Source organism: Streptomyces cyaneofuscatus (genome assembly GCF_042718795.1).
Taxonomy (GTDB): domain Bacteria; phylum Actinomycetota; class Actinomycetes; order Streptomycetales; family Streptomycetaceae; genus Streptomyces; species Streptomyces cyaneofuscatus_A.
The window spans coordinates 1-22,070 of record NZ_JBHXOX010000048.1; the positions used below are offsets into that span (position 1 = coordinate 1).

The following is a 22,070-nucleotide window of genomic DNA, read 5'->3' on the forward strand; positions in this document are numbered from 1 at the left end:
GAGCGGGATATGACCCGGCAAGCCGGGTCATAGTGAATGAATTGCGCAAGCGCAATTCAAATTCCGGCGCAAGCGCCGGAATGGAATTCCGTAAACGGAATTCCAGGAGGGGATGCAATTCGCGCAAGCGCTCATTGCGGCACCCGCGCAAGCGCGGTCGCCTGGGCTGGCGGCAAGGGGAGGTGCATCATGCTCGGGCCTGTGTAGGGCTTGGGGTTCCTGGACACCACCCCTGCAACGGATGTGACGGGCCGTCAGGCTGTACGGGTGCCGGCCTCGCCGCAGGCCCAGCACGTCAGAGGTGAAGGCGTCGAGCTGGCCCCTCACTCTCGAAACCGCCCGGTGATGCTCATCAATGCGCCATCAGCGCGCCATCAGCATACAGGACAACCGGCCGCATCGGGTCGAGATTCGGTCATGTATCACCCTGGGGGTGAAGGTTGGCGTGCGGGTGATGCATCACGGACCATGCCTGTGTAGTGTTTGGGTCCACACACCACAACCCCCGGACCGCGCCATCGCGCCGGGGCCTTCCATTCTTATTACGCGCGACATTCCGCGAAAGGGAGAACACGGGAATGGCTAGGAAACTGTTTCCTCACCAGACCGAGGCTGTTGCGAACATTGTGCGCGGTCTCGATGTTCCACTGGATGGAATTCCTGTCAATGGCCTGCGCGGACAGGTGCATGCCGCGTGCGGAACGGGAAAGACCACCATTGCCGCAGTGTCGGCAAAGCGGATTGTGCCCAAGGGGCGCATTCTGGTCCTGGTGCCGACGCTGGACCTCTTGACTCAGACGGTCCGTGAATGGCACGAGGCTGGGCACACGGGGCCGGCGGTTGCGGTGTGCAGCCTCACCGACGACCCGGAGCTGTGGAACCTCAAGGTGCGCTCCACCACGAACCCTGTGCAGCTGGCGCTGTGGCACGGCACGGGGCCCGTGACCGTCTACGCCACCTACGCGTCCCTGGGTGTCCTGGCGGAGGCGTTCGAGGGTGCCTACGGGCAGCAGTTGGCCCCGATGGACCTGACGGTGGTCGATGAGGCCCACAGGACAAGTGGCTCGATGGGCAAGGCGTGGGCCGATGTCCACGACCAGGGCGTCATCCCCTCGTACCGGAGGCTGTACCTGACGGCCACGCCGCGGATCTGGGAGGAGCGGCCGAACCATGAGGTCGCGGAGGGGGTGCGTGACCCGCTGCCGCGGGAGATGGCGGCCTCCATGGATGACGAGAAGGTCTTCGGTCCGGTTCTCTATAAGCTCTCGCTGGCGTCGGCGGTGTCGCGGAAGCTGCTGGCGCGGTACCAGATCATCGTGCTGGAGCTCCAGGACCCGGTCGTCACCCCGGAGCGGCTGATGAGCGAGGAGCGGCACAGCGAGAGGGTCCGCGGTGAGCGGCTCGGGGCGCTGCAGGCGGCGTTGCTGCACACGATGGCGGAGCACCACCTCCAGACGTGCATCACTTTCCACCATCGGACGATAGAGGCGCAGGCGTTCGCGGAGGGCCTGGAGCGCGTGGCCAAGCGGCTGCACGCTGATCGGCCCGAGAGGTACCCGGCGCGCATCTGGGCGGACTGGCTGTGCGGCGAGCACGTCCCCGAGCGTCGGCGGGGGGTTCTGGGTGGGTTCGGGTCCACGGGACTGCGGGCTGTCCTGTGCAACTGCCGGGTGCTGGGTGAGGGCGTCGATATCCGGGCGGTGGACTCGGTGGCCTTCCTGGACCCCAAAGGCGCTCCGCACGACATCGTCCAGGCGATCGGCCGGGCGCTGCGTCAAAAGCCCGGACAAGGAAAAGTCGCCTCTTTGATTGTGCCGGTATTTCTCCAGCCTGGGGAGCAGCCGGAAGACATGTTCACCTCCGGATCGTATCGGCCTTTGGTGAAGGTATTGGAGGGTCTGCGCGCTCATGACGAAGAGGCAATCGAATTGCTCGCGATTCCGCAGGAGCCTCAGAAGGACGTCGTGCAGCCGTCCGAGTACATCGGTTCGCCGCCGGAGGAAGGTGAGGATGAATCCCGTCTGCTGCTGCGTTTTGCGGCTCCGCGTGACCCGGTGATGGTCGCGGACTGGATTTCCTTCAACGTCATCGACACCGAGCGCCAGGACTGGGCGCGCGGCTGGTCGGCGCTCAAGACGTTCACGGAGCGTGAGCTTCACGCCCGGGTTCCGTACGGGTTCAAGGAGGGAGCCTTCCCCCTGGGGACATGGGTCGCAGAACAGCGACGGGCCTACGGGGCGGGGCAGATGACCGGCAGGCGGGCGCAGCGGCTGGAGAAGCTGGGCATGGTCTGGAGCCCGGCCGATGAGCGGTTCCAGGAGAACCTGGAGGCCGCGAAGGCGTACTACGGCCAGTACTGGACCCTCTGTGCTCCGAGGTCCGCAGTGGCCCTGTCCAGACCGGTAGGACAGTGGTTGAGCAATTTGCGCCGCGCGGGTGCGCTGGACGGTCACCCGGAGTGGGAGGCGGCGCTGGAGGCCGTGGACGCGGACTGGAACCCGTCGTGGCCGGCGGAGTGGCAGCGGCACTACGCCGCACTGCGCGAGATGGTGGCCGACGAAGAAGGCCACGCCGGCGCGGTGGAGGTCATGCCCGGCTTCACGGTCCACGGCATGGACATCGGCAAGTGGCTGGCCCGGCAGCGGAAACCAGAGGTCTGGCAGGCCTTGACCGGCGGGCAGCGCGAACGCCTGGAGCAGCTCGGCATCACACCGATCACCCTGGAGCTGGAGGCGTCTGTGAAGCCGTCCACGGCGCTCGTGAGCGCCTTCGAGCGGGGCGTGGCGGCGCTGGCGCAGTACAAGGCCCGCACCGGTTCCGTGACCGTTCCCAGAGGCCACGAGGAGGAGGTCGAGGTCGGTGGCCAGGAGCACGTCGTGAAGCTCGGGGTCTGGGTCATGAATCAGAAGGGGCGCCGCGCCAAGCTCACCCCCGACCAACTCGCCGTACTCGCCGCTCTCGGGCTGAAATGGGCAGTGTGAGAGTCGTGTACTTGCCCGGCTGTGGTCCGCAGGGACCTACACCTGGCTCACGGCCCTGCGGATCCGAGGATCGACGGTCCTGTCGTCCGCGAAGTGGCTGAAGTGCTCCGCCGATTCCGAGTGGTCGTGTAGAACTGCTGCTGCAACGGAAGCAGCATCGTCCTTGAGCGACCTGAGCCAAGGACCGATCACATCCCGTGCGTCCCACTGGTCCCAAGCGCCATCCCACGTGCACATGGCCTGCATGGCTTCCTCCATCAGGTCCCACTGTTGTTCCCGGGCTGCGTGATCGGCCACGCTTTGAAGCCAAACCGTCACTTGAGTCGCTTCCATGTACTCAACCCGTCGGGTGTCCGCGCCGCCGACGTGATCGGTAAGGGCCTGCAGGACTGTCTGCGCATAAGTAAGGTTGTTGCCGAGCGTTTGGGCGGCGAGGCGGGCTTCGAGCTGCGGAAGCTGGACGGCATGCAGCTCGAAGTCCTCCACGTGGTCGGTGAGCAGGGTGAGAAAGGCGTCAGCGGCGCTCCCGTCGCCGCTGTTGGCCTGCTTGAGCAGTGTCACGGCCCGCTCTAGGGGGTCTACCGGCATTTCGGCATGTTCCCGTTCAATCAGACCCACCAGCTCACCGACACTCTGGGGCCGACGGGAGGGGTCTTCCTGCGTGGCGGCCCGGACGATGTTGCGCCAGGGACCGGGCAGGGGGAGCAACTGCTTGTTGGGCAGCGGCATATTGCCGGTCAGGGCCCAGGCGATCATCCTGCCGACGCTGTAGATGTCGCTGGACGGCTGAGGCCGCTGGTCCGGGTTCGAGAACAGCTCAGGTGCGGAAAAGCCTTCCGTACCGATACCGGACCGTGTTCGGTCAACCTTCGTAGTCTGGCCGGCGGGACGCCGCACAGTGCCCCAGTCGGCGAGCACCCACCGCCCCTCCAACAGAAGGATGTTGGGCGGCTTGATGTCACGGTGGACCCAGCCGAGCCTATGAGCCTCGGCCAATACCGAGATGAGGGCATCGACCAACCGCCGCAGAAGCCGTGAGTCCTGCAGATCCTCCCTGTGGTCCTCGGCTGTGCTGTCGGCCCAAGGCATGACGAACCAGGTGTAGTCAGCGCCGTGGTCCAGGATTGGAATGGCATGCCGGTGACCCATCAAGGCCTTCCCAGCCTCGATCTCCCGCTTCATGCGAGCAGCCCTCATACCCCCAGAGCTCTTTACGCGCAGTTGCTTCAACGCCACGACGATGCCGGTCGTCTTGTGCGTGGCCCTGAAAACGTCCGCCTGATTACTGCCAGGCAGGGGGAACTTATCGCGCCGATATGCCTTAGGGTCGCCCGTCGCCTGCCTGGGCACTTCCTTATGGATGCTCTGCGCAGTCGCGGACTGAATGTTCGTCCCGGGTGCCTCGTTGAGGGTGCCGAACCGATCATGTACGACCTGGGCGGCGCCTTGACGCTGGCCGACGATGGTGCCCTCGGATCTCGGCAGGGCGTCGGTATCTATCGTTCCGGTGCGCAACGACCTGATGCGATCTCGCACGCCGTCTCCCGCCAGAACGCAGCTGGCGCCCTCGGAAGTGACGGTGACCCTGGCCGGATCGGTGCCGATGCGTTCGATGAGGCTGTGCTCGGCCAGGTAGGCGAGCGCCTGATGCAGATCGGCTGCGGAGGTGTGAGCTCCGGCGAAGAACGAGCCGGGTGTCGCCAGAAATTGGGCCGGGTCGACCGGAGCCTGGTCGCCCGCGGAGTCGAACAGCCACCCCAGGAAGGCGTCGCTCGTGTATCGGACCCGGGCGGCGCGATCTTTCTGTAGATTCTTCAGACGATGCACGGCGACACGGCCTTCGTCCGTGAGGTGGGCATTGAGAGTGCCTGCAAAGTCCCGGGCGATGTCCACCAGGCCACGCTGCTCCAGCTGAAGAGCGAGGACGGACGGGTCCTCGTCGTCCTCCGTGTGGTGCTCCTCAACGAACCGAGCAACGTCGACGTACGCCGCCGGGTGCTGCTGCGCGTGGACGTCCAGCCACATCAGGAGGCGGGGCAGGTAGCCACTGCCCTCGATCTCCTCACGACCGAACCCAGCGCTGGTGTTCGTGTTGAGCTGGGAAGACCCTCGAGGAGGGTTCCTTCGCTGAGCCTGCTCCAGACTCTTGCTGGCCTCCTTGACCACGTTCTTCGCCCACTTGTCCAGCTCACGCTTGTTTATCCCATTGCGGGGGGCCACGTTGTTCTCCTGTCGCAGGCGCCTCACAGCTACTCTACGGAGCAGGGGTGACAAGAGGCTATCTACTGAACGGAGTCCGGGGCCTCGCCTCCCAAGGCATACATGCACGCATGCACTCCGGCTAATGTCGTCAGCACGGACGGTGTGGCGTCGCACTGGCGTACGTGTAGGCCTGAAATCGAACTCACACAGGTTCTACGACGATGCACTTTTGCTTGTGCAGCTCTCTCAAAACGTTCGACCAGCGGGCACGGCGTTCTGCAGGAGACCAGCAGAGGGCCCATACCAGCGGATCAGCTTTTCGGACCACGGCAGCAAGGGACTCAAGAATCTGCAGCACGCGCGGAACTCCAAGAAGAACCTTTCCGCCCACGTAGGGCCGGATGATCCCGTCCTGGTCGTGCTCGGCGTCCGGGTCATGAAACCGGGCCAATGCGTCCTCGCTACGCAGTTCACCGTTCTGGTGTGTCAGAAGATGGCGAAGCTCTCTGGCCCACCTCACGTCGCCCGTCTCAACGTCACTACCGAGAATCTTGTGGGCAGTAACCAGGGTTTTCCATCCCGGCGACTCGAATCCCCGTGGAGCGGCCAGCCTGATGCTGTGTTTCTTACCCTCCATTGTGAAGGACGAACCGAGGGCCTCCAACAACGCCTTCTCCAGATACACCTCGAACGCCGTAACGGCGTTCCTCACCACTGACGCTTCCGTGATCCAGGCATAGGAGTGAGGCCAGAGCCCGTCGACCGAATCGTCGAAGATATCGACGTGCTCATCCCCGTAGTGACGGTGGGGATCGAAGTGTGCAGAAAAGGAATTTTCGGCTTCCTCCCAAGCCTGTTTATAGGCACCCTCCGACCACTGGGCGGAGAGCCGCAGGAAGGCACGGTTCTCCCGTTCGTTCCACTTCCAGTCATCGAACGTCCGGCTGACCGTGCCATCGTCCTCGCTCCATGTCATAGAGAGAGGCTAGGGAGCCGTTGTTCGCCGACCTAATGCTTTTCGGACCGGCTGATCACCGGGATTGCCGGCCACAGCCCCAGCTCGGCCATCAAGGCGACGTCAGCGCCTCGGCCGCCAGCCCGTGATGCCAAGCAGTAGCCCGCTCAGCAGGCCGCCGACCAGCGCGGCGTACGTCTGGTGCAGCAGCGGACCCGGGTGATCGTCGTGTTCGTAGCCGTTCATCCGCCCGCGCAGCAGCTGCTCGTTGCCGTCCTTCGTCCGACCAGCCTCTCGGCCCCCACCCACAGCGGAATGCCGACGGGGCCCGGTAGTCCGTCCTCTCCCGCCCCTTCCGGTCCCTCGCGACCGAGTACCGCAGTCGTGCCCGGCGGCGTATGTGCGTCCGTCGAGGTGCAGCACTGCATCCGTCTTCATAGTGCTGCGAGGAGGAAGGTCAGCAGTGCCAGGGAGAGGGTGGCGCTGCCTGCGAAGGCCAGGGCACCCCGTAGCAGGGCGCTGGCATAGGTGGCTCCCTCGATGCGGGCAAGCTTGCCGGCCGCTGCTCCTACAAGGGTGCAGAAGATCGCGACGACCGCAAGGAGTAGGACCAGGAGCATCAGGTGGCTGGATGAGGTGTTCATGGCTTCTTCCCGGGACGGTTGACGAGGTGACACCAAGGAATTTCGCGGTTTCGGTGTTCGCCGGGGTTCGGGGTGAACAAAGATGAACGAGGACGGTCGCTCTGCAGGACGGAGAAGCGGGACATGGGGGACGTGAACGAGGATCCGTTGGCGGAGCTCGCGTCTCGGCTGCGTACCCTCAGGGTGCAGCGTGGTTTGCAGATGGGCGGGTTGCAGCAGCGGACCGGACTGGGGCGGACAACGGTCAGCCAGGCACTGAATGGTCAGGCGTTGCCTTCCGAGGCCACGCTGGTGGCCCTGGCGAAGGCGTTGGGTACAGATGTGGGACCTCTGCTGGCACTACGTAACGCCGCCTCCCGCGTGCCGCAGGCACGCGGGGACTATCCGAGGTTGGTTACCCGTAGGCATACGCGGTCGAAGGAGCAGCCCTCGTTTGAGGAGCGGTACCTCCGTTACGTGGCGGAGCGGCATTCCCAGCTGACGGTCGTGGGGCTGGATCTGAGCCGGCCGGAACGCGCGCGTTGGCCGCTGGACGCGGCATACTTGAGCTTGGAACTGGCAGAGCGGCCGGAAGACTGGCTTACGGGCAATGAGGAAGCCAACCGGCCGTCCATCGTCGTGAAGCGTGCGGAGCACGCGCTGGCCCACTGCCGCCGTGTTCTTCTGCGAGGACTCGCGGGCAGCGGAAAGACGACACTGTTGCAGTGGCTGGCTGTCGCGACGGCACGCGATGAGCTGCCGGAGGAACTGGCGGGCTGGCGGGGGCGCATTCCTTTCGTCCTGCCGCTGCGGACGCTGGTGAGGCGTGGCCCTCTTCCCGAGCCGCACGATTTCCTGTCTGCGGTCGGCACCCCCTTGGCCGCATCACAACCCGAGGGCTGGGCCGATGCCGTGCTCGACAGGGGGGAGGCACTGGTCCTGGTCGATGGCATCGACGAAGTTCCTCAAGAGCACCGCGGCGCCACGCGGGACTGGCTCGAGCAGCTTCTGGCGGCCTACAAGGACGCACGCTTCGTGGTCACCACACGTCCGTCCGCTGTCCCGGAAGGCTGGCTGGCCTCGTCGCACTTCACCGAACTGTCAGTGCGGCCCATGAGTGCGGCCGACACCGGAGTCTTCGTTCACCGGTGGCATACCGCAGCCCGGCACAGTTCTACGACCGAGACCGAGCGAGCACAGCTACATGATCTCGAAACAGCGCTCCAGGTCACCGTGCGTGCTCAGCGCGATCTGGCGCAACTGTCCAGCACACCCTTGATGTGTGCCTTGATCTGCGCGCTGCACAGGGACCGCCGCGGTCATCTACCTCACAGCCGCATGGAGTTGTACGAGGCAGCCCTGTCCATGCTGCTCGTGCGCCGCGACCTCGAGCGCAGCATCGACGGCCCGGAAGGCATCCAGCTCACCGAACACCAGAGCGTCCAGCTACTGCAGCGTCTGGCTTACTGGCTCATCCGCAACCGCCAAACCGAGATGGAACGAGCCACTGCGCTGGCCCTGATCGGCGACGCGCTGCCAGCTATGCAGGCCGTGGCCGAACAGGGCACCGGCGACCAGGTTCTCACGCACCTGGTCGGCCGCAGCGGACTACTGCGCCAGCCCACAGCGGACACCATCGACTTCGTCCACCGCACCTTCCAGGACTACCTCGGAGCCAAAGCCGCCATCGAAGCCCACGACTTCCCTCTACTCGTCAACAACGCCCACGACGACCAGTGGGAAGACGTCGTACGCATGGCCGTCGCTCACGCCCGCCCCACCGAAAGCGCTGATCTGCTCCGCCGACTCATCGAACGCGGTGACGCCGAGACTGAGCACGGCAGCAGACTTCACCTCCTGGCAGCTGCCAGCCTGCAGTACGCCACAGAAATCGACCCGTCCGTTCGCAAACTGGTCGAACAACGGGCACGTGTCCTGATGCCACCCCGCTCGCCGGAAGAAGCGACGGGTCTTGCCGCGCTCGGACCAGGCATCCTGGACCTGCTACCAGGGCCTGACGACCTGGAGTATGACGAAGTAAGCGCCGTCATCCAGACTGCCGCCACCATCGGAGGCGATCACGCCTACGCCTTCCTCAGCAACTTCACCCAGTCACTCAATTCCGAGTCAGCCCCTTACTGGCTCGCCGAGGGCTGGGACAAATTCGACCCTATCCCCTACGCACGGGAAATTCTGCACCCCTTCAAGGACCGTTTAACCCCGGTCGTAAAGACAAATGACCAGCGCAACGCGTTGCAGGCACTGAAGCCCATTATTGACATCAATTTTCAGGAAGCTTTCACAGATGAGGAAACGATCGAGCATCTCTCCCCCGAGCATACCCAAACACTACGAATATACGATGGAAAATTACTAACGGACTTGCAATTCATACGCCGGCTCCCTGCCCTGCGGGAACTCACCCTATCCGAGTGTAGCCAACTCACTCACATTGAAGACCTTGCAGGACTTCCGCTGAGATCCTTGGGCCTCCTGCGCTTTCCGGACGAAGCCTCCTTCGACGCCCTGGCATTCCTACCAGAACTCACCGACCTATCTCTCTACACTCGATTGCCCTGGGAAAGCCTTGAGGACATGCCCGCACCTCCGGGCTTAACCGCACTGCGACTAGTCCGCACGATCGATGCCTCGCTAGAGGGAATTTCGAAGTGGCAACTTCTGGAAATTCTGATCATCAACTCGGGACCAACCCCAACAGAGTGGCGAGAAATCTCCTCACTGCCAAACCTGACCGACCTTGTTATCTCCGAGTTTGATCTAGCACAGGCCACCCCCATGCCAAATGTGACACACCTACAGTTGTCCCCCATCGACGCAGACACACAACTACATCTTGTCCCTGACATTTTTCCTAACCTGAAAAGTTTGCTCGTCCACTGCCGCAACGCCTTACCTGACATCATCGACGTCACTCCCCTTACGCAGATCGAAGGCGTGCACATATCACTGCAATATGCGAACAGCGTAATCGGCCTAGAGGGATTTGACGCAGACGCTATTCACCGGTATCCGCGTCCCCGAGAGACGGGCGCCTGATCAAGCGCGACCGAAATTAGGCCATATCAGCTCTAGCCGTAGCAGGGGAACGCGCCTTCCGTGCTGGTGGTCGCGGGCAATGCGAGCGCCTGCACTTTGGCCTCATGCACGAAGACACATCCTGTGTCTCCATAGCTATGGAGCATCGCAACCCTCCGCACCCTTGCCGTCGGCCTCCTTCGACAGGTGACACTAGTCAGGCCTGTGTGCTGATTCCCCTGACCTGCCTGCTGCGGATTGGCACGATGTGCTGCGATGGACTTACAAGGGATCGCGCTGGTCGTCACCACCTCGGTAGCTGTCGTGGGGGTGCCGTGCACGCTACTGATCGGGCGCTGGCAGCTCCGTGCTGCCCTCCAGACCGCTGGCGCCACCCACCAGGCGGGTCTCCGCCAGGCGGAAACGGCCTATCAAGCCGCGCTGGACACGGTCCGAGCACAATCGGACTCGGCTCACGACCAATGGCTGCGCGGCGTACGCCGGGAGGCATGCTCGGTGTTCCTCCTCGCCATCGGGGAACTGGTCGGGATCCTGGACCAGGTCCTGGACGGCACGGGCGTACCGGACAGTCTGCGACCGGCCAGCCGCGATCTCCAGCGGGCGCTGGCTGTCCTGGAGCTGGAGGGCGACGCGGAACTGGTGGGGGCCGCCCAGGAACTGGTGGCCTGTTGCGATGAGATCGCCGAAGCGGCGCTGAGCAGCAGCTTCGCTGCCCGCACCTGGCGTGCCCTCTATGCCAGGCAGGTGGAGGAGAGGAACGCTGTCACACGGCGGGAGCAGTCGAGCACACCGGTCACCGATGCGGTCAACGCGCTGCTCGACCTCCAGGTCCGTCTCGCCGGCATGCGTGACGCCTATACAGCTGTGGAAGCGCCGCCCGGTGTCCGTCCGGGAACGATCAGCGCTCTCGGCCACTACGTACCGCGAGGTGGCCACCCGTACGACTCCATTGGTGAGGCCTACACTGCCCTGCGGCATGTGTACGAGACCGCGGTGCAGTTCCTGGAGAGAACCAACCTGCCACGCGAAGAAGCTGCTGTCTTGTTGCGCGATGCCGTCCACGAGGGCCGGGTCACCGTCCTCGACTACATGACGGGCCAGTCCACTCGCCTGACCGAGACCCGTAGGACGTTCCTTTCCGCAGCACGCCACGCGCTGGGAAACCACAGCAACGGGTGACAGTGCCAAGAGCCGGCGGACGCGCTGGGCTCCTGGTCGGCACCCGTCCTGCACGGCCGCGCGGCACAGACTGGGTCGGGCCAGCCCCGTCACCGGTTCGTGCGGCGAGCAGGGGGCCGGTTGCGGCCTCAGCGGTCAATCGGGGCGATCTCGTCCAGCCCGCTCTCGTGCAGGATCTGCGCGACGGTGTCCTCCAGGGAGCTGTCCGCCCCGATGACGGTCTCCAGGGCGCCGGGTAGCAGGTCTTTGGCCCGGTACCAGTCGCTGAGGTGATCGGAGGTGACCTGCTGGAGGTACTCGGCATCCAGCTTCGTCGCGTGCCGTCGCACCGTCTCCGCGTACGGCACATCGAGGTAGTAGCAGCGTGAGACACCGCGGTGGGCGCGCACCAGGTCCTGCAGCATGGGTCCGTAGCGGTCGGCGTACAGGATGCCTTCGACGACTACGTGGAAGCCGTTGTCCAGGGCGTAGCGGGTAGTGAGGTCGATCAGCCCGATGTTGGCGCCGCCGGGCCGGTCGCGTTCGCGGAGCACGATCCGGCGGAGGTTGTCCTGGCCCACGATGGCGAGGTTGCGGCCGAACTTCTCGCGCAGACCGGCCGCGACGGACGACTTGCCCGAGGCGCTGTTCCCGCGGACCACGATCAGACGTGTGTCCTTGGTGCCCACGGTGTTCTGGGCGGCCTCAGTCACGGATGCTCATCCCAGCCCCAAAGCAACCGTTTGTCGTGTGTCGCCGTATCCCGATGAGCGGTGGGCACAGACGGGTTTCTCAGTCATCAGCACCCCTCCGCAAGATCGCCTTCATGCCCGCAGCGTACGCAGCGAGCACGTTCGCCTCTACGGACGTCCTACCCATGCGTGGTGGTTGGGGGCGACGCGCAGCTGCTCGCGGACGCGGCCGCGCAGGACGCCGACGCGTGTACGTCCCTCGAGGACCTGCAGTCCATTGTCCACCGGGTCCAGGAGGCGCCGGTCGATCAGGAGCGGCGGTCGCAGCCAGGTCCCGTGCTCTTCCCAGTGCCGGCTGATTTCTGGGGGCCGGACCGCGACCCAGTGCACCGGATGGGCGGCGTAGCTCTCGATGCAGCCGACGTCGGATTTCCCTGTCGGCATGGTGTGGAAGTCCGCAGCGGGGATGGTCTCCAGCTGCCAGGTGATGTGCCGAAGGTCGATGGTGCCGTAGTCGTGCACGAAGGCGCCGTTGTCGCCATGCTCGAAGAGGAACTGCTCCAGGACGTCGTCCGGCCAATGCAGGGCGGCCAGTGCCGGGTCGGAGCGGAATCGGTTGAAGCTGAGGCCGCCGTCTAGGCGGCGGGCCATCAGCGGGCCGAGGTCGTTGAGCTTCATGTCGCCAGGTCTACAGGAGATACCTGACGATGCTCCCCCCGGCTCTCGATCCGGTGCCGTTCCACGGCGCCGAAAGGGGCGCCAGGGCGCCGGCCAGATACAACGCAACATCCCGCGCCCAGGCGGCTCCTGCCTCTGGGCGGCCATGACGCCGGAGGGCTATTCCTATGTCCCGCTTACGGTCAGCTGTCGGCGGTGCACGCTCGTACGATGAGCTCCGTGACCACTCGCCGCGTCCTTGGCGCAGGACCCCAGGCCCCCGCGCCCAGCAGCATCCGCGCGGCTGAGGCCGACATCCTCGATGCGCTCCCCGGCACACGCCTGCCGGACCTTCACGAACTGCGGGAGCGCGGCGTCGTCGGGTCCCATCTCCCTCGCGCCCTGGGCACCCGTCGGGCCCTCGGGGCCGGAGCTCTGACCGACGACGCAGAGACTTCTGGCTGACTGATCTGCAGGAATCGGGGGCCGGTTTCAAAAACCGGCCCCTGAATGAGGCGGATCCGGGGGAGCCCCGACCAGGGCTTGGCCCTACCTGGGTGACGAGCCCTCGCCCGTTCCAACGGGACCGAGCGGATGGAAGCCGGACCGTCTCTCCGCTGGTACGGCACCTCCCCACCCATGGCAGACCGCGTTCCAACGAGCGGCGCCGTGTTGGAAAATGCCTGGTCACAGCGTTCCAACGCCGCCCTCCCTATGGAACGCGGTCGCCTGGCCGGCGGCGGTGGGTCCGGCCTGCGAGAAGACCGGCCGGACCCGCCGTACTCATCGCGCCTTCGGCAGTGCGGCCAGGGTCCGGCGTTCCTCACCCCGGTGGTTGCCGACGACCCGCCACACCGACCTGCCCGCCCCGTGCTCCATCAGCAGGGCCAGGGTCGTGGTCGCCACGGTGAGCCGGTAGCCCACGCTCCCCACGCGGCCGGCCCGCTCGTGGAAGGCGGCTTCTCTCGTGTCCGGGTCCGCGCGGCGCCGGGCCGGGGCGAAGACGAACAGCACCGGCGGGAACGGACGCTCCAGGGACGGCCCGGCGTAGTTCTCCTGCCAGTGCGAGCGCGGCGGGCGGGCGGCGTTCCCGCGCCCGGCTACCGGGGCGCCCCGGTAGGCGTCGTAGCGTTCCAGTTTGGCGATCAGGCGGGCGTAGGACATGGTGCGGTCGATCTCCACGAACGCGCTGGAACCGTCTGCCAGGAGCACCACGCCGTCGGGCAGCAGGTTCCCTGCTGGGGTGGGGTGGGGTACCTCCACCCGCCAGTCCGCGTGATCGGCGAGCTGCGCCTGGTGGAAGGCGATGACGGTGTCGACCAGGGCCAGGCCGTGCTCCCGGAGGCCGGTCCTGCTCGCGGCGATGCGCTTACCCGTGGTCCGGCCGGTGGTGGGTGCGAGCTCACCGGAGGCCGCCGCTTCGGCGAGGCCGGCCGGGGTGCAGTGCCAGTAGCTCTGCTGGGCGCGGTTGGTCCGGCCGACCAAAGCCGGGGACTCCAGCAGGTTACGCAGCGCCCGGCGTACGTGGTCGGTGTCCTGCTGGTGCGGCAGCAGCAGCGCCTTGAGCTGGCGGGGTGTGGCAAGGCGCAGCTGGGCGAGGGTGAGCAGGACCTCGCCGCGGAGTTCCGCTCCGGCCTTCGCGACTGCGGCCTTACGGGGCCGGGACGCTTCTCCAAGTACATCAGTACGCGGAGAAGAGGAGTTGCAACCGGCCGGGGCAGGCGAATCAGTGGTCTGATCAGCAACAACGCTCAGGCGGCGGCCGATGGCTGCGGGGCTGGGTGCGGGGCCTGCCGCAGGGCTCGCCGTGGGGCTTGCTGTCGTGGTGGTGTCCGCCGGGGCCGGGCGGGTGCGCGGGTCGGGTGCGGAGGTCATCGGATCCTCGGGATTCTCCGGCCGTCGCGGCCGGATCGGTGACAGGTCCGGCCCGTACGCGGAAGTGCGTACGGGCCGGAGCCACCGTGCGAGGTCACCCCTTGTCCGCGGTCTGACGCCCGACCGTCACCGGTGCCCGGTACGTCCCTGGACCACCTTTCGTTGTCCCGGTTTGTCCGTGGCTGACGCCACACCGGCAGGCCGGGCTCAGCGGGCGGGGCGCGTACTGGAGGGTGAGGCTCCGCGCCGCCAGTCCGAGGGCTTCTGGCCCCGGAATGTCTCGCCGCTCTCGATCCTCGCCTTGTTCCGGGCGAACTCCCGCTCCGCCGCCGACAGTCTCCGGGGCGCGCAGCCGGGGTGTGCCCAGCCCTCGGTCGCCTTCGTGATGACCTCGCCCTTGGCGTAGTCCTTGAAGCAGGCCTGGCAGGTGCCGCCGTACGCGGCCCGCAGCGACCCGCGCGGCAGCGGCACCGTCTTCTTGGCCACCGCCTTCTTCACGGCCGGCTTCCCGCCAGCGGCCTTCTTCCTCGCCGCCTGCGCCCGCAGAGACGCCTCGCGCTGCGCCTTGCCGGGCCGCTTCTTCGGCTGCTGCCCACCTGCCGCCTGAGCGGCCTTCTGTGCCGGGTTCTGTCCCACGCGCGGACCGTAGAGGCTGACGTCTGCGGGACCGCGCGCGCCACGCCCGCTGGAGGGCCCGGGCGGTGGCGCGCGGGTGCGGACTGGCGCGCATGGTGCGTTGAGTTGCGCGCGATGGAACGCACTCCCCCACCCGGTGGAGCACACCGAGTGGACTCCACCCGCACCTGGTGCGCTTCGCGATGGCCTCCACTCTCCACTCGGTGCGGACGATGCTGCGCACTCCCACCCGGTGGAACGCACCGCGATGCGGCGATGCACGGCATCCTCCGCACCACGCACCCGCCTTACGGACGGTGACGGTGCGCGGTGCGCCGTGACGAAGAAGTCTCCCCTCCCACACCGGGCATCAAGGGCACGGTGCTGGGCGTCTCCGTGGTGGCGGCGGAGTGTGTCAAGGGGAAACGTCGATGATCACGCCGAGACTCGTGGGTGGACAAGGGTTGCTTTCCATCCGATGGGCTGGGTGGAATCCGGCGGCACACCTGGTCAAGGGGGGTGCATCGACTGCACCGCATCCGATGCTCCGTCACCCTCTGTACACACATCGAGTGGAACGGACGGGAGTGGCGGCCACTCCGACGCGTGCCAGTGGACCGTGCGGTGCGGCGCACCGGTGCGGCGGGAGTGCTCGGCATCGTCGGCGGCCACACCGGTGCGCCCGATGCACCGCCCACCGCTCCGGATGTTGGGGTGTTCCGCCCTCCCGCACCGGGTGGAGCGCACTGAGTGGACCGCTCGATCCGCACCCCCGTGGCGTCCACTCCCTCCGAGCGCGGCGCGGTGGGGTCCACCGTGTCCACTCAGCCCCGGCGGTGGCGCAGGCGCGGGGTGCGCCACGGGTTCGGCCGGCCGCCGGGGTACTGCCGGGAGCGGCGCCGGACCGACGGCCGCGGCTTCGGCGGCGGGTACAGCGCCGTCCGCAGCCGGCTGGCGTCGGCGAGGTGCTCCAGGCGCTCGCGCTGCTTCGGCGAGAGGTGTATCAGGATCAGGTCGGCCATGGGTTCCTCCTCGTCATGGGGGCGGTCTCCGTTCTCTCGCCGCGCCCTGGTGTCTGCGGGGCCGGGGCGCCGGGGCGTGCTCGGGGGCTGGTGCGGTGGCTTCGATGTGCGTCCCGTCGGGCGGTTACGGCCGGGGACCGGGGCCCTGGCCGTGGCCGGGGTGCTGGTGCTGCTGCTCGTGCTCCTGGCGGTTGCCGTCGGCGGCGGGGGCGTCGAGCGCGGCCGGGGGCTTGGTGTCCTCGTAGGTGCGGCGGCGGGCGGCGGAGGCGCGGGTGAAGGCGGCGAGCCGTTCCAGGTTCTTCGGCGTGCGCAGCCACGTCCCCGCGTCGGTCGTGCGGCCACCGAGGTATTCCTCGGGCATCGCGGCCTGCTGCTGGGCGTGGATGGCGGCGGCCTGCTGCGCCGGGGTGAGGGTCGCGTCCCGGTCGGGGTGGTCGACGGCGTGCGGCGGGGATGACGCCGGGTCGTGGTGCTGGTCGTCCGTACGCGCGGCGGCCGACGTCGCGGCCGGGGCGTCGGCCTGCCCGGCGGATGCGGTGCGGGCGGCGCGGATCGCGTTGCGTACGGCGAGGCTGGCGACCCGGGCCCGTTCGTAGCGGGACGACTCCCGGGGCGGCGTGCCGTCGGTGCCGGCGATGAACCAGGGATCGGGTGCGGTGAAGTCGGCGGTGTAGAAGATCTGGTCGGCGGCCGGGGCCTGGCGGTCGGGCTGGGGGTCGGTGGTCTGGCGGCCGTGGTCGGACAGGGCGCGGCTGGCGATGTAGTCGTCCAGGCCGCGCGTGAACTCGCGGCCGCGCAGGGTCTCCAGCAGGTGCCGGCGCGCTTCGGCCAGGATGTGGCGGCGGGCGAACTTGCCGCGCACGGTGAAGACGACCGCGGCGACGTCGACGGCGGCGAGCATGACGTCGACGTGCGGGTCCACTCGGGCCCGGATCGCCGCGCCCGCTGCGCGGCAGCGGTTCAGGAGCCCGCCGACCATCTGTTTGCCGAACTTCAGCAGTGCGGACGCCTTCCACCACGCGAGCAGCTGCTCCAGCGGGCGCGGGGTCTTCTTCTCCCGGCGGGTGTCCTGCGCCGCCCACCACCCCATACCGTGCCGGGCCTGCTCGCCGGGCAGCCGCCCGTGCTCCTGCGCGTACTGGTAGGTCAGGCCCTCCAGGACGTCCTCGATCTGCTGGCGGCGGGTGGCCGACCAGTCGATGAGTTCGGAGTCGACACCCGCGATCTCCCATGACGGGGCGCAGGCCCGGCGTCACCTCCCGGGGCACCGTCGCCAACCCGAGCTCCTCGCACACCTCGGTCGTCATCGCGAGGGTGTAGAGCGTCCCGGCGGCCACCACGTGGCGGTAGAGGCGGCGGGTGTCCAGCGCACCCCACACCGGATCACCGTCAGCGTCCAGGCGCTGCACGCGGTTGAGGACCAAGCAGTGCTCATGCAGGAGCGGGAAGCCATCGCGATTCTCGAAGTGCCGGAAGGCTGCGACCACCAAGGCCGGCGTCTTCGCACGGCCGCGGCCCGACGACCACCGGGTCTCGGCGACGTCGTCCTCGATCCATCGCAGTGCCCTGTCGATGGCCCGCTCGTGCGCCCGCTCGATGACGCGGCGGGTGTGGGCGTCGCCCAGCGCCCACAGCACGTGCAGGGACGCCTGCGGGCGGAAGGTGAAGTCGAGGGCGAGCAGCGGGGTCTGATTGCGGGCCTCGATCTCCTCGATCGGCTGCCCGAGCACGGTCGCCCGCCGCGCGGCGGCCGGACCGACGCCGTCGTCCAGGAGGTGCTGCTCGATGCGGTCTGCGTCCGGGTGCCGGCCCTTACCGAAGGTCAGCTCCATCTGCCGCTCGGACACCTCCGCGCCCGCGGTGAGCCCGAGCGCGGTCAGGCCGCGCCCCAACCACCGTCCCGGCGGGAGGCCGGCCAGCTCCTGGGCGGCCTTGAGGGACTGGCAGACCGGGCGGCGGCCGTCCCCGAAGGCGACTCCGCGTACGTAGTAGCGCCAGGCGTTGCGCCTCTGGACCTTCGCGACACTCAGCATCCGCACAGAGGACACCAGCTCTGAACTGCATAAAAGCCCGATCCCGTGGGACGGGAGGGTTCACCGGAACTTCACAGCCGATCCTGTCCGGCGGGCACTTCCAGCGGCGCCGCGCCCGCCCGGCGGACACCACCCGGCCATGCAAATGCTGCGCGGACACCCCGCCACACCAGCCTCACACACCACGAAACCTCAAGTAGACGCCTCCAGCGTCAACGAGGGCCCTACTACGAACTGCTCCCCCACCCAGCGGCCAAGGACGCCGCACCCAGCACCACGTCACCCACTCTCGCCCCCGGCAGCGCCGGGGGCTTCTTGCTGCCTGGAGGACCGACGTGCCGACCTACGAAACGCTGCCCCGCTTCACCACCGGCTTAGGCCGCCTCACCCCGGCGCAGCGCCGCCGCTTCCGCCGGACCGTGGCGGCCTTCGTCGACGACTTGCGCACCGGCAGCCAGTTCCGCCCCGGACTCCGCATCAAGGGCGTGCGCCGTACCCCGGGCGTCTACGAACTCACCTGGTCCATGGGCACCGGCCCCGCAGGACGCGCCACGTTCGAGTACGGGACCGAGGTTCGTCCCGGCACACCGCACGTCATCTGGCGCCGCATCGACACCCACGACATCCTCATCGGCCCATGAGCAACGGCAGGAAGCACCTGCGCTATCGCATCCGTTCGGATGGAGTCCGCGCAGTTCACGGCGCGTGACCTGGTACCTCGAATTCGAACATTTGTACTGGTAAGGGGTGGCCACGTACGACTTCCCCTCAGACCTCCGCGACACCCAGCTCGCCCTCCATCGCAGCCGTGCCGCCTACGAGGAATACGCCCGAACCTTGCCGTGGTCGGCGGAGGCCTTGCCCGGCTGGGAGGCGGAGAAGCAGCTGCACTCCGGCTTCCGGTCCTCGAAACTGGATAGCCCCGGCTACACCGAGGAGCAGCACGCTGAGGTGGCACGGTTCCAGGCCGAACTATTGGAGCTAAGCATCACCGTGTCGACGCACCCGTTCTGGGAGCAGGTGGAGCAGGGCCAGGTTGTCGATGCGCGGATGCAGCTGAAGCACCAGCACGAAGCTCCCGAGGCACCCTGATCCGCGCATCTGGGCCCGGGTGCGCCCCCTCTGGAGAAAATCCAGATCATCCGGGATTTTCTCATCTGCCAACTACCGATGTCCGAACAGCGGGTCCGCATGGTCTTCCGCACCCGTCGGGTCCTGCCCTGCTTCCAGCAAGGGCAGGACCCGACGCCACTCCCGGCATTCCTCACGAGAGAGGGAACGTACAGGTCAGGCGACCGAGGTGTAGCGGACGATGGTGTCCTCGCACGGCCCCTCAGCGAATACCTTCAGCGCTTCGAGCTCGCGGTCGTCCGCGGTGAGCTGCCAGCGGAGCTTGGTCGACACCCACTCACCTACGTACCGGCACTGGGCTTCCGATGACGGCGGCATCCAGTCCGCCGGGTCCTGGTCGCTCTTCGACCTGTTGGTGCGTGCGGTCACCGCGACCAGGGAGACATCCGCGCCCTGGTCGTTCGCGTACGCCTCCCTCCGCGCCGGCGTCCAGGCCGACGCACCGGAGTCCCACGCCTCCGCGAGCGGGACCATGTGGTCGATGTCCAGGGAGCCGGCGGAGACGACCTCCTGGCCGTCGTAGTAGCTCACCCAGGTGCCGCCGGTCAGCTTGCAGCCAGCCTCCACCGTCGGCGCGACGACGGCCTCGGCGATGAGGACCTCGGCGCGGGTGTTGCACCCGTCGCCCGAGTCGTCGCCACTGTTCCAGTGCTTGAACTTGGTGCGGGTGTAGCCGGTGCGGTCCTCCTCGGTGACCTTCACCAGGCCGACCGCGTCGGCCAGCGTCGTCACTTCGGGTGAGGGTGCGGCCTGCGCGGCGGGGGCCGAGAGAAGGGGAAGGAGGGCAAGGGAGAGTGCGCTGAATCCGAGCGCGATGTTCTTGATCACCACCGCTGTGTATCGGCTCCACCGACCTGCGACGAAAGCCAAGGTCCCCGGGGTCACCCACGCGGGCGAGAAGGTTCACCGCAGGAACGCTTCCGCGCTCACCCCCAGGGTGCCAGGACGCGAGCCTTCCCCTGCTGCCGACGGTGGAGTGGGAATGCGGGCAGACCTGCCAAGCGTGAGGATCAGGAGTACGTAGCCGACCCGGTGCTTCCGACCGGGCGTACCCGACCCTTCCCTCGCCGAGCAGCGGCGCAAGGGCACTGGAGGTGGAAGAGATGCCGCGACCGTTGTGGGCCGGTGCCATCAGCTTCGGGCTGGTCACGATCCCGGTGAAGATCGTGTCCGCAACCGAAGACCATGACGTCCACTTCCACCGGGTGCACCTTGCAGACATGGGGCGGGTGCGGACGAGGAAGGTGTGCGAGCTCGACGGTGAGGTCGTGTCCCAGGACGAGATCGGCAAGGGTTACGAGATCGCGAAGGACGAAACCGTACCGGTGACGGACGAGGAGCTGGAGCAGATGCCGCTGCCGACAGCGAAGGCGATCGAGATCGCCGCGTTCGTCGACGCCGACTCGATCGACCCGGTCCGCATCAGCGACTCCTACTACCTGGCTGCCGACGGACAGGTCGCCGCCAAGCCCTACACCCTGCTGCGCAAAGCCCTGGAGCGGTCCTCGAAGGTCGCGGTGGCGAAGTTCGCGTGGCACGGACGCGAGCGCCTGGGCCTGCTGCGGATCCGCGAAGGGGCGATCGTGCTGCACTCCATGAAGTGGCCCGACGAGGTCCGCAGCCCGCAGGAGCTGGCTCCACGCGAGGTCGAGGTCGGCGAGGAGGAGATCGAGCAGGCTTTGGAGCTGGCCGAGCGGATGACGATCGAGGACCTGTCCGGTTTCCACGACGAGTACCGCGAGGCCCTGGAGGACATCATCGCCGCGAAGGCGGAGGACAAGCCCCTACCCGCCCCGGCCGAGGACGAGGGGAAGGAGAAGGGTGAGGTCGTGGACCTGATGGCCGCCCTGAACGCCTCCGTCAAGGCCGCGAAGGAGTCCCGCGGCGAAGATGGCGAGGACGCCACCGTGCACGAGATGCGACCGTCGAAGAAGACCGCCAGGAAGACACCGGCGAAGAAGACGACCGCCTCGAAGAAGTCCACGGCGTCGACAAAGACGGCGAAGAAGACGGCCGCGAAGAAGCGCAGTGCATCCTGACCCTCCCAGTGCTGCTGGTGCCGTGCTGCCGAGGATCGAGCCGATGCTCGCAACACCCGGCCCGTTGCCCTCGGCGGGGGTGGAGGACCAGTGGGCGTTCGAGGTGAAGCAGGACGGCCAGCGGGCCATGGTCTACCTGCCGGGCGACGGCACGATCCTCCTGCGCGCTCGTTCGGGTACGGACATCACCGCCGCCTACCCCGAGCTCCTCCCCCTCGCCGTAGCCATCGGCGCGCGGAGCGCCGTGCTGGACGGGGAGATCGTGGCGCTCGACAGGCAGGGCCGCAGCGACTTCGAGCGCCTCCAGCAGCGAATGGGGCTGACCGGCTCTCCCGCGAAGGCCGCACGGATGGCGAGCCGGGTGCCCGCGCACCTGATGCTCTTCGACGTCGTGCACCTCGACAGCCGGCTCCTGACCCAACTGCCGTACGCGGAGCGACGGGCGCTGCTGGAAGGTCTCGGGCTGGCCGGGCCTGCCTGGTCGACGCCTGCGGCGATCACTGGGCATGGGGCTGAGGCGTGGGAGATGGCCCGGGAGGCCGGGCTGGAGGGGCTGATCGCGAAACGGCTCACCTCCCGGTACGAGCCCGGGGCACGCTCGAAGACCTGGGTGAAGATCAAGGTCCACCGACTGGCCGACGTCGTGATCGGCGGGTGGGTTCCCGGACGAGGACGGCTGACCGGCCTGCCCGGGGCCGTCCTGGTCGGCGAGTGGCACGACGGGCTGCTGCAATACGCGGGCAGCGTCGGCACCGGCTGGAGCGAGGCCGAACGCGCCCGCCTCGCCGAACTTCTCCAGGCCGCGGCCATCGACGCCTGCCCCTTTGCCCAGATACCGCCGGTGACCGGAGCCCGGTGGGTACTCCCCCAGCTCGTCGGCGAAGTCCGCTACACCTCCCGCACCCGTGCCGGGCGCCTGCGCCACCCCTCCTGGCACCGACTACGCCCCGACCTCGCACCCAACGACCTGGCTGGCTGAAATTACGCGCCCTGAACTCGCATGTTCGAATTAATGTTCGATACAGTCGAG

The 22,070-nt window shown here is 67.4% G+C and carries 18 protein-coding genes and 1 pseudogene; 7 read left to right on the forward strand and 12 right to left on the reverse strand.

The genetic code is table 11. The annotated features are described in order from the left end of the window. The first annotated feature begins 578 nt into the window (after window positions 1-578). A complete protein-coding gene (locus tag ACFWRT_RS35755; RefSeq protein WP_380955359.1) occupies window positions 579-2,981 on the forward strand; it encodes a DEAD/DEAH box helicase in 2,403 nt (800 codons plus the stop codon). Window positions 2,982-3,017: 36 nt separating this feature from the next. Here the strand turns inward: ACFWRT_RS35755 and ACFWRT_RS35760 are convergent, their stop codons facing one another. From ACFWRT_RS35760 to ACFWRT_RS35775, 4 genes are all read right to left on the reverse strand, one after another. Next, a complete protein-coding gene (locus tag ACFWRT_RS35760) occupies window positions 3,018-5,201 on the reverse strand; it encodes a serine/threonine-protein kinase (RefSeq protein WP_380955360.1) in 2,184 nt (727 codons plus the stop codon). Between the two features lie 184 nt (window positions 5,202-5,385). After that, complete coding sequence (locus tag ACFWRT_RS35765; protein ID WP_380955362.1) at window positions 5,386-6,159, reverse strand: hypothetical protein; 774 nt, start codon at window positions 6,157-6,159, stop codon at window positions 5,386-5,388. A gap of 102 nt (window positions 6,160-6,261) precedes the next feature. Beyond that, the gene (locus ACFWRT_RS35770; protein ID WP_380955363.1) at window positions 6,262-6,447 is read right to left on the reverse strand and encodes a hypothetical protein; all 186 of its coding nucleotides are present in this window, start codon (window positions 6,445-6,447) and stop codon (window positions 6,262-6,264) included. A gap of 125 nt (window positions 6,448-6,572) precedes the next feature. Further along, window positions 6,573-6,782 carry a hypothetical protein gene (locus tag ACFWRT_RS35775; protein ID WP_380955364.1) on the reverse strand — a complete coding sequence of 70 codons (210 nt, stop codon included), beginning with the start codon at window positions 6,780-6,782 and terminating at the stop codon, window positions 6,573-6,575. Window positions 6,783-6,905: 123 nt separating this feature from the next. On the opposite strand from ACFWRT_RS35775, the gene ACFWRT_RS35780 reads away from it, so the two are divergent. After that, window positions 6,906-9,818 (forward strand): NACHT domain-containing protein, encoded by a 2,913-nt coding sequence (locus ACFWRT_RS35780; RefSeq protein ID WP_380955366.1) that lies wholly within the window; start codon window positions 6,906-6,908, stop codon window positions 9,816-9,818. A gap of 255 nt (window positions 9,819-10,073) precedes the next feature. After that, window positions 10,074-10,997 carry a hypothetical protein gene (locus ACFWRT_RS35785; RefSeq protein ID WP_380955368.1) on the forward strand — a complete coding sequence of 308 codons (924 nt, stop codon included), beginning with the start codon at window positions 10,074-10,076 and terminating at the stop codon, window positions 10,995-10,997. Window positions 10,998-11,125: 128 nt separating this feature from the next. Here ACFWRT_RS35785 and ACFWRT_RS35790 read toward each other — a convergent pair whose 3' ends face one another. The 7 genes and pseudogenes from ACFWRT_RS35790 to mobF form a co-directional block, all read right to left on the reverse strand. After that, the gene (locus ACFWRT_RS35790) at window positions 11,126-11,689 is read right to left on the reverse strand and encodes a P-loop NTPase family protein (protein ID WP_380955369.1); all 564 of its coding nucleotides are present in this window, start codon (window positions 11,687-11,689) and stop codon (window positions 11,126-11,128) included. Window positions 11,690-11,836: 147 nt separating this feature from the next. After that, the gene (locus tag ACFWRT_RS35795; protein ID WP_380955371.1) at window positions 11,837-12,346 is read right to left on the reverse strand and encodes a hypothetical protein; all 510 of its coding nucleotides are present in this window, start codon (window positions 12,344-12,346) and stop codon (window positions 11,837-11,839) included. Between the two features lie 762 nt (window positions 12,347-13,108). Continuing rightward, window positions 13,109-14,200, reverse strand: coding sequence for a replication-relaxation family protein (locus tag ACFWRT_RS35800; RefSeq protein WP_380955372.1), 1,092 nt, complete (start codon window positions 14,198-14,200; stop codon window positions 13,109-13,111). Window positions 14,201-14,407: 207 nt separating this feature from the next. Continuing rightward, a complete protein-coding gene (locus ACFWRT_RS35805; protein ID WP_380955374.1) occupies window positions 14,408-14,836 on the reverse strand; it encodes a hypothetical protein in 429 nt (142 codons plus the stop codon). Window positions 14,837-15,639: 803 nt separating this feature from the next. Further along, window positions 15,640-15,837 carry a hypothetical protein gene (locus tag ACFWRT_RS35810; RefSeq protein WP_380955375.1) on the reverse strand — a complete coding sequence of 66 codons (198 nt, stop codon included), beginning with the start codon at window positions 15,835-15,837 and terminating at the stop codon, window positions 15,640-15,642. Window positions 15,838-15,961: 124 nt separating this feature from the next. Further along, entirely contained in the window at window positions 15,962-17,062 is a 1,101-nt protein-coding gene (locus ACFWRT_RS35815; protein ID WP_380955399.1) for a relaxase domain-containing protein, read from the reverse strand. A gap of 94 nt (window positions 17,063-17,156) precedes the next feature. Then, window positions 17,157-17,870: pseudogene (gene mobF, locus ACFWRT_RS35820) on the reverse strand (MobF family relaxase); the annotation flags it as partial. 335 nt (window positions 17,871-18,205) lie between these two features. Here mobF and ACFWRT_RS35825 point away from each other — a divergent pair. Together ACFWRT_RS35825 and ACFWRT_RS35830 are read left to right on the forward strand one after the other, a co-directional pair. After that, window positions 18,206-18,511, forward strand: a complete 306-nt coding sequence (locus ACFWRT_RS35825; RefSeq protein WP_380955376.1) for a hypothetical protein — start codon at window positions 18,206-18,208, stop codon at window positions 18,509-18,511. Between the two features lie 106 nt (window positions 18,512-18,617). Further along, complete coding sequence (locus ACFWRT_RS35830; RefSeq protein WP_380955378.1) at window positions 18,618-18,962, forward strand: hypothetical protein; 345 nt, start codon at window positions 18,618-18,620, stop codon at window positions 18,960-18,962. Window positions 18,963-19,157: 195 nt separating this feature from the next. Here ACFWRT_RS35830 and ACFWRT_RS35835 read toward each other — a convergent pair whose 3' ends face one another. Next, complete coding sequence (locus tag ACFWRT_RS35835) at window positions 19,158-19,829, reverse strand: HNH endonuclease family protein (protein WP_380955380.1); 672 nt, start codon at window positions 19,827-19,829, stop codon at window positions 19,158-19,160. 275 nt (window positions 19,830-20,104) lie between these two features. Here ACFWRT_RS35835 and ku point away from each other — a divergent pair, with 275 nt between their 5' ends. After that, window positions 20,105-21,040 (forward strand): non-homologous end joining protein Ku, encoded by a 936-nt coding sequence (ku, locus tag ACFWRT_RS35840; RefSeq protein WP_380955381.1) that lies wholly within the window; start codon window positions 20,105-20,107, stop codon window positions 21,038-21,040. Window positions 21,041-21,083: 43 nt separating this feature from the next. Beyond that, window positions 21,084-22,019, forward strand: coding sequence for a non-homologous end-joining DNA ligase (ligD, locus tag ACFWRT_RS35845; RefSeq protein WP_380955382.1), 936 nt, complete (start codon window positions 21,084-21,086; stop codon window positions 22,017-22,019). Window positions 22,020-22,070: the final 51 nt, after the last annotated feature.